Source organism: Luteibacter sp. (genome assembly GCF_051958795.1).
In the GTDB taxonomy this organism is placed as follows: Bacteria; Pseudomonadota; Gammaproteobacteria; order Xanthomonadales; family Rhodanobacteraceae; genus Luteibacter.
Genome location: NZ_JBQCFT010000093.1, coordinates 1 through 6,990 on the forward strand (window position 1 = coordinate 1; position 6,990 = coordinate 6,990).

General features: G+C 64.7%; 8 protein-coding genes. 7 read left to right on the top strand and 1 reads right to left on the bottom strand.

Annotated elements, in window-relative coordinates; genetic code table 11:
- The 7 genes from ACTHLF_RS05025 to ACTHLF_RS05055 all read left to right on the top strand — a co-directional run.
- Positions 1-565, top strand: a 565-nt coding sequence (locus ACTHLF_RS05025; protein ID WP_440325400.1) for a gluconate 2-dehydrogenase subunit 3 family protein, incomplete at its 5' end; no start/stop codon positions are given.
- Between the two features lies 1 nt (position 566).
- Positions 567-1,622 (top strand): sugar phosphate isomerase/epimerase family protein, encoded by a 1,056-nt coding sequence (locus tag ACTHLF_RS05030; protein ID WP_440325402.1) that lies wholly within the window; start codon positions 567-569, stop codon positions 1,620-1,622.
- Between the two features lie 2 nt (positions 1,623-1,624).
- Positions 1,625-2,530: a hydroxypyruvate isomerase family protein gene (locus tag ACTHLF_RS05035; RefSeq protein ID WP_440325404.1), complete on the top strand. Its 906-nt coding sequence runs from the start codon at positions 1,625-1,627 to the stop codon at positions 2,528-2,530.
- A 21-nt stretch (positions 2,531-2,551) separates the two neighbouring features.
- On the top strand, positions 2,552-3,328 hold the full coding sequence (locus ACTHLF_RS05040) for a 3-keto-disaccharide hydrolase (RefSeq protein WP_440325405.1): 777 nt from the start codon (positions 2,552-2,554) through the stop codon (positions 3,326-3,328).
- A gap of 226 nt (positions 3,329-3,554) precedes the next feature.
- The gene (locus ACTHLF_RS05045; RefSeq protein ID WP_440325407.1) at positions 3,555-3,923 is read left to right on the top strand and encodes a BlaI/MecI/CopY family transcriptional regulator; all 369 of its coding nucleotides are present in this window, start codon (positions 3,555-3,557) and stop codon (positions 3,921-3,923) included.
- A gap of 5 nt (positions 3,924-3,928) precedes the next feature.
- The gene (locus ACTHLF_RS05050) at positions 3,929-5,512 is read left to right on the top strand and encodes a M56 family metallopeptidase (RefSeq protein ID WP_440325409.1); all 1,584 of its coding nucleotides are present in this window, start codon (positions 3,929-3,931) and stop codon (positions 5,510-5,512) included.
- A gap of 32 nt (positions 5,513-5,544) precedes the next feature.
- Complete coding sequence (locus tag ACTHLF_RS05055; RefSeq protein WP_440325411.1) at positions 5,545-6,867, top strand: hypothetical protein; 1,323 nt, start codon at positions 5,545-5,547, stop codon at positions 6,865-6,867.
- Positions 6,868-6,876: 9 nt separating this feature from the next.
- On the opposite strand, the gene ACTHLF_RS05060 is transcribed toward ACTHLF_RS05055, so the two are convergent.
- On the bottom strand, positions 6,877-6,990 hold a 114-nt coding region (locus ACTHLF_RS05060), incomplete at its 5' end, for an IS3 family transposase (protein WP_440325412.1).

Sequence of the window (6,990 nt, forward strand, 5' to 3'; positions counted from 1 at the left end):
CATGTCCGTGCTGGCCGTCGGCGCCATCGCGGGCCCCTCGTTGCTGGCCGTGTTCGATGCACACGCCGCCGCGCAGAAGCCGGGTGCGAAGCCCCAGTTCTTCCAGCCGGCGCAGTACAGCCTGCTTGGCGCGGTATCGGAGATCATCATCCCCCGCACCGATACGCCGGGGGCGCTGGAAGCAGGCGTGCCGATGTTCATCGACCAGCTGCTCAAGGCGGTCTACAACAAGGCCGACCAGACCCGCTACCTCACCGCCATGGCCGCCTTCGACAAGGCGGGTGGCAAGCCCTTCCTCCAGCTGGATGACGCGCAGCGCAAGGCGCTGGTGAACAAGCTGCATACCGCGGCCGTGGCCGCACCGAAGGGCTCCAAGCTGCCGCCGGCCGAGGATTTCGTGCTGATGACCAAGAAGCTCACCATGCTGGGCTTCTTCCTCTCGCAGCCGGGCTGCACGCAGGTGCTCCAGTACGACCCCGTCCCGGCGGCGTGGCATGCCGATATCCCGCTTTCCAAGGCGGGCAACGGCAAGGCATGGGCCGAAGAGGCCGAACTGAAGATCTGACATGAAGACACTCAAAGGCCCTGGCATCTTCCTCGCCCAGTTCGCATCGAACGAGGCGCCGTTCAATACGCTGCCGGACATCGCCCGCTGGGCGTCGTCGCTTGGCTTCGTCGGCGTGCAGATCCCATCGAACGACGGCCGCCTGTTAGACCTGGAGAAGGCGGCGACGAGCAAGGGTTACTGCGACGACATCACGGGGATGCTCGCGGAGCACGGGCTGGCGGTGACCGAACTGTCGACGCATTTGCAGGGCCAGCTGGTCGCATCGCACCCGGCCTACGATCGCCTGTTCGACGGATTCGCTCCCGAGGCGCTGCGCGGCAAGCCGCAGGAACGCCAGGCCTGGGCGGTAGAGCAGCTCAAGCTTGCGGCGAAGGCGAGCAGCCATCTCGGCCTGACCGCGCACGCCACGTTCTCCGGCGCCTTGGCGTGGCAGCTGTTCTACCCGTGGCCGCAGCGTCCGGCCGGCCTTGTCGAGGAAGCGTTCGCGGAACTCGGCAAGCGCTGGAAACCGATCCTGGATGCGTTCGACGAAGTCGGTGTCGATGTCTGCTACGAGCTGCACCCGGGTGAAGACCTGCACGACGGCGTCACCTTCGAGCGGTTCCTCGATGCGGTCGACCACCATCCGCGCGCCAACATCCTGTTCGATCCGAGCCACATGGTGCTGCAGCAGATGGACTACCTGCAGTTCATCGATAACTACCATGAGCGCATCCGCGCCTTCCACGTGAAGGACGCCGAGTTCCGGCCCAACGGGCGCTCGGGCGTGTACGGCGGCTACCAGAACTGGATCGATCGCCCCGGCCGCTTCCGCTCGCTGGGTGATGGCCAGATCGATTTCGGCGCGATCTTCAGCAAGCTCGCGCAGTACGACTATCCCGGCTGGGCGGTGCTCGAGTGGGAGTGCTGCATCAAGGATGCGCAACAGGGAGCGAAGGAGGGGGCACCCTTCATCCGCGACCACATCATCAAGGTAACGGAACGAGCCTTCGACGATTTTGCCTCGTCGGGCAGCGACCGTGCGTTCAATCGTCAGATCCTGGGGCTCGAATAAGCATGCGCGATGACGCGACCAACCTCAGCCGGCGCAACGCGCTCGGCGTTCTTGCGACGGCCGCTGCGGTAGCCGGCGCCACGCCGCTGCTGGCTTCTGCCGCGACGGCCTCGGGGAAAGGCACTTCGCCGACGCCCGCCGGCGGCCGCCTCAAGCACTCGCTGAGCCGCTGGACGTCCAAGGCGCCGCTGCCTGAACTGTGCAAGCCCCTGAAGGCGATCGGCTTCGTGGGTGTCGACCTGCTCTATGCCGATGAGTGGTCCGTGGTGCAGGACCATGGCATGGCGGTGTCGATGGGCTACCCCGCCAAGCGCGACGACTTCATCGAGTTCGGCTTCAACGATCCGGCGAACCACGCCCAGCTGATCAAGGAATTCGAAACGACGATCCCGCTGGCCAAGCGCGCCGGTGTCACCAACATCATCACTATGTTCGGCAACCGCAAGGCCGGCATCGATGACCAGCGCGCCATCGACAACTGCATCGCGGGGCTGTCGAAGATCGCGCCGTACGCGCAGGAGAACGGCATCACGCTGTGCCTGGAGCTGCTTAACAGCAAGGTGGACCACCACGGTTACCAGGGCGACCACACAGCGTTCGGCGTCGCCGTGACCAAGGGCCTCAACTCGCCGAACGTCAAGCTGCTCTACGACATCTACCACATGCAGATCATGGAAGGTGACGTGATCCGCACCATCCGCGACAACATCCAGTGGATCGGGCATTTCCACACGGGTGGCGTGCCGGGCCGCCACGAGATCGACGGCACGCAGGAACTGAACTACCACGCCGTCGCCAAGGCCATCGCCGACCTGAACTACCAGGGCTACATCGCGCACGAGTTCTCGCCGGCGCGCCCGGATCCCTTCGCCTCGTTTGCCGAGGCATTCAAGATCTGCACGGTCTGACCCCTTTCCAAAGGAACCCTTATGAAGCGCTTCCCTTCACCCGCCCTCGCCCTTGTGACGCTCGCCATCGTCGGTTCCTCGTGCGTGTCCGCGCAGGATGACCCCAAGGCCACCGAACAGTGGGAGCCCGTGCCCAAGGTCGTGACGCCGGGCGCGAAAGAGAACGCGCCGCCGTCCGATGCGGTCGTGCTGTTCGATGGCCGCAGCCTTGCCGGCTGGGAAGCATCGAAGGACCACTCGCCCGCGGGCTGGAAGGTGCACGACGGCGTGATGACCGTCGACAAGACCACCGGCAATATCCAGACGAAGCAGCACTTCCGCAGCTACCAGCTGCACCTCGAATGGCAGATCCCGAAGGACATCACCGGCGAAGGCCAGGGCCGCGGCAACAGCGGTGTCTTCCTCGCTTCGACCGGCCCCGGCGACGAAGGCTACGAAGTCCAGATCATGGATTCGTTCGAGAACAAGACCTACGTCAACGGCCAGGCCGCGAGCATCTACAAGCAGTCCGCGCCGCTCGTGAACGCGGCACGCCACCCCGGCGACTGGCAGACCTACGACATCATCTGGACGGCGCCCGTCTTCGCGGCGGATGGCTCGGTGAAGTCGCCGGCGTACGTCACGCTGTTCCACAACGGCGTGCTCGTGCAGAACCACACCGAACTCACCGGTGAGACGTTCTATATCGGCAAGCCGAAGTACAAGGCCTATACCGATGCGCCGATCAAGCTGCAGGCACACGGCGACCACTCGCAGCCGATCAGCTTCCGGAACATCTGGGTTCGTCCGCTGGATTGACTTGGGCGGCGAACGCAAGGGTTCAGCGCTTAGCTACGCACATCAGGCATTGAAACCCGCCTGTCCCGTGTCCCAGGACGCGGGACAGGCGGGTTTCAAGAACGCCGCCAAGTCAAGCCCAGTCGACGTTTTCAGAAGTCGGGCACTACTACCTACATCGTTGACAGGCCGTCTCTCGCAGCCTATACCTACTACAACCATAGTAAGTTGATGCGGGGAACAAGGTATGAAGATCTCCCTCACCGACCGTGAGGCGGACATCATGCAGGTGCTTTGGGAGCACGGCCCCTCGCTGGTGGCGGAGGTCCGGGAGCGCCTGAGCGACAAGCTGGCCTACACCACGGTGCTTACCGTGCTGCGCACGCTGCAGGCGAAAGGCTATGTGGGTTATGAAGAAGAGGGCCGCGGCCATCGCTACTTCGCCAGCGTCAAGCAGCAGGCTGCACGGAAGAACGCGCTCCAGCACCTGACGGCGAAGCTCTTCAAGGGCTCGACGGAGCTGCTGTTCACGCAACTCGTCTCCGACCAGAAGCTCAGCCCCGAGCAGATCGCCCGCATGCGCAAGTTGCTGGCCGAGCGGTCCGGCAAGGAGTAGGTGCCGTGCTGGCCTGGATGATCTACGCCGTGATCGTCGCCATCGCGCTGGGCGCGGCGGCGGTCATCGCCGAGCAGGCCGCCAGGCGCCGCCGCAAACCCACCCGGTGGCCGTGGCTGATGGCCATCGCGGGATCGGTGATCCTGCCGGTCATCATGGCCACGGTATCGATTCCGTTTCCTGTGTTCGTCCGACCCAGCCCCTCCGCCGCGGCCACGACACCACCTACCCCGCTGGCCCTGCGCGACACGACGACGATTCCCCTGGCGTCCCGGGTCATCGACTGGAGCGGGGCGGAGCCGTACACGACATCGCGCCATATCAATCGCTTCGTCTGGGATATCTGGCTGGGCAGCTCAGTCACGCTGATGCTCTTCCTTGGAGTGAGCACCGCGCTCTTCCACCGGCGTAAACGTGGCTGGGTACCGGGCCAGTTGCGCGGCGTACCCGTACTGGTCTCCGACAAGGTCGGCCCCGCGGTAGTGGGGTTGGTTCGTTCGCATATCGTCGTCCCCGCCTGGGTGATGCAGGAATCCCCGGAGCAGCAGCGATACGTCATGGCGCACGAGCAATCCCACTTGCGGGCGCGTGACCCGTTGGTGGTGGCGGCCGCAGCGACGCTCCTGCTTTCGATGCCATGGAACCCCGTGCCCTGGTGGCAGTTCCACCGCCTTCGCTGTGCCATCGAGGTCGATTGCGATGCCCGTGTCCTTCGCGGTGGCGGTGATGTCGGGGACTATTGCGAGACGTTGATCCAGGTGGGCGAGAACCAGGCCGAGTACGTCGCCGCGATCACGGCGATGTCGGAATCCATGTCGTTTCTCGAAACGAGGATCAGGCTCATGTTGGCGAAGCCGCAGAAGTGGGCGCGTGCCTCGGCGTTTATCCTTGTCAGCATCGCGCTAGGCGTGGCGGCGTTCGCGGCACAGATTGCCCCGCCGGGCGTGCATGCGTCGGTCACGAATGACACGGTAGCCGTGGACTCAGCCATCCTTGATTCGTACGTGGGCACTTACGAACTCAGTGACATCTCGTCGATCACGATCCGGCGCAAGGGAGATACACTCACCGCCGCGCCGATCGGACAGGCCGCCGCGGCCGGTGTCATCGACGTGACCACCCTCAGTGCGACACGGTTCCTGGTGCAGCCTGTCGACGCCACGCTGGACTTCACCAAGGGACCTGACCAGCGCGTCAACGCGGTGGTCGTGCGTGTCCATGGGCAGCCCTTCGCTACGGCGCCGCGTGTCGATGAAGCCACCGCCCGGCAGATTCGCGAGAACCTGGCCGCGCGGGTACGGAACCAGACACCGTACCCCGGCAGTGAGAAGGCGCTGCTGACGGTACTCAGCAACCGCGGGGACAGCGAGGGCATGAGCCCGATGTCGCCCCCGCCCGACCAGTACACGCACGACAGGCTCGTGGGCTACTACGCCAGGCTCGGGCGCGTCACGTCCTACCGGTTCAATGGCGTGACCGACTACGGATGGGACAGCTACGATGTCCAGCACGAACACGGCGCGCAGCAGGCCTTCCTGATGCTCGACAAGGATGGGCTGATCGTCAGCGCATTCGTGCGGCGCCAGTGATGCGGGATCCCTTGGGAAGCGGAGGTGGCGGCATGCGTGGACGGTGGTTCCTGGTGCTCGTGGCCATTCTCATGGTCGGTTTCGCTCAGCTCGCATCTGCCGCTCCCGCGCCTGCACAAGACGCCCATGTAGCCATCGGTCCGTCGGTCATTCCCCTGAATGGCCCGTGGCGATTCCATGCCGGCGACGATCCGCATGCGGCATCGCCAGGCTTCGACGACAGTGCCTGGGAAGCCGTAGATCTCACCCCTGCTCCGGGCTCGCACGATGGCGACGTGGGCCTGCCGGGCTACGTTACCGGCTGGAACCAGCGCGGGCATGCGGGCTGTACCGGCTACGCGTGGTACCGCCTTGACGTTACCGTCGATAACCCGGGTGGCCGGCCGCTCGCCCTGGCGGGGCCTACGCTCGTGGACTCCACCTACCGCCTCTACATCGATGGGAATGACGCAGGTGGGCCGGGTGACTTCTCCGGCGCGACGGCCGGCGTGTACAGCGTGCGACCCACGGTGTTCTCCTTACCCGCCGCGGTGGGGACGCACACGTACCACCTGGCCCTGCGCGTGTGGATGGACCCCGTCGACGAAGCCGAAGAAAGCGGCGGCATCCACGTGGCCCCGATCATCGGCGACGCCGAGAGCATCGAACACCTGCACCAGGTGCAATGGTTGAAGACGTTCAACGGCTACGTCGTCGACGCGGCTGAACCGTTTGCGTTCGTCGTGCTGACCATCATGGCGCTCTCGCTCGTGGCTACGCGCTCGGTGCGCGCCTACGGATGGCTGGCCGTCGCGTTGGTGCTGCTCGCTTTGCTCCGCGTGAACCAGGTGCTGTTTTACTGGACGCCTTACCTGAGCCTGCGCGGGTATGACATCGCCGTCACCGTCGTGTTGAGACCACTGGTCCTCGCGGCATGGACGCTCGCGTGGCGCGACTGGTTCGGAGTGGCACATCGGCCATGGCTGCGTAACGCTGTCGCGGGTCTCACCGTCGCTTACATGATCCTTGCGTGGCTGGGTCGGCCTTGGATGCCCACCGGGCATGCGACCGCGCCGTTCGCCGATGTGGCGATATCGGCCATACGGGTAGCGTTCGTTGCGCTCTATCTGTGGGTCATCGGTATGGGCGTGACACGTGCGCGCTGTGTGGCAAGTTACTTCGGTGCGCTCGCGGCAATCCTTGTCGGCATCGGCCTGTTCGCGACCGAGCTCAACTTCGTCGGGATACCGGGTATCTGGTTCCCCTATGGCGTCGGGGTGGCGCGAGGGCAGTATGCGTATGCGGCATTCATCGTGGTGATGTTCGGCCTGCTGCTTGAGCGGCTTGCTTGCGGCCCTGCGATCGCGCGCAAGTGAACTGACCCCCTAAAGTTGGACGGGTCGGTCGGGTCCAAAGGCTTGGGTCCGGTATTCCACCGGGCTCCGGCCTTTGAGGTTGAGCTTGATGCGATTGTGATTGTAATAGTGGATGTAACCGGG

What these genes read in the sequence shown, in the direction of transcription:
- ACTHLF_RS05035 (WP_440325404.1), top strand. Translation starts at nt 1,625, where the DNA reads ATGCGCGATGACGCGACCAACCTCAGCCGGCGCAACGCGCTCGGCGTT.
- ACTHLF_RS05030 (WP_440325402.1), top strand. Translation starts at nt 567, where the DNA reads ATGAAGACACTCAAAGGCCCTGGCATCTTCCTCGCCCAGTTCGCATCG.
- ACTHLF_RS05055 (WP_440325411.1), top strand. Translation starts at nt 5,545, where the DNA reads ATGCGTGGACGGTGGTTCCTGGTGCTCGTGGCCATTCTCATGGTCGGT.
- ACTHLF_RS05045 (WP_440325407.1), top strand. Translation starts at nt 3,555, where the DNA reads ATGAAGATCTCCCTCACCGACCGTGAGGCGGACATCATGCAGGTGCTT.
- ACTHLF_RS05040 (WP_440325405.1), top strand. Translation starts at nt 2,552, where the DNA reads ATGAAGCGCTTCCCTTCACCCGCCCTCGCCCTTGTGACGCTCGCCATC.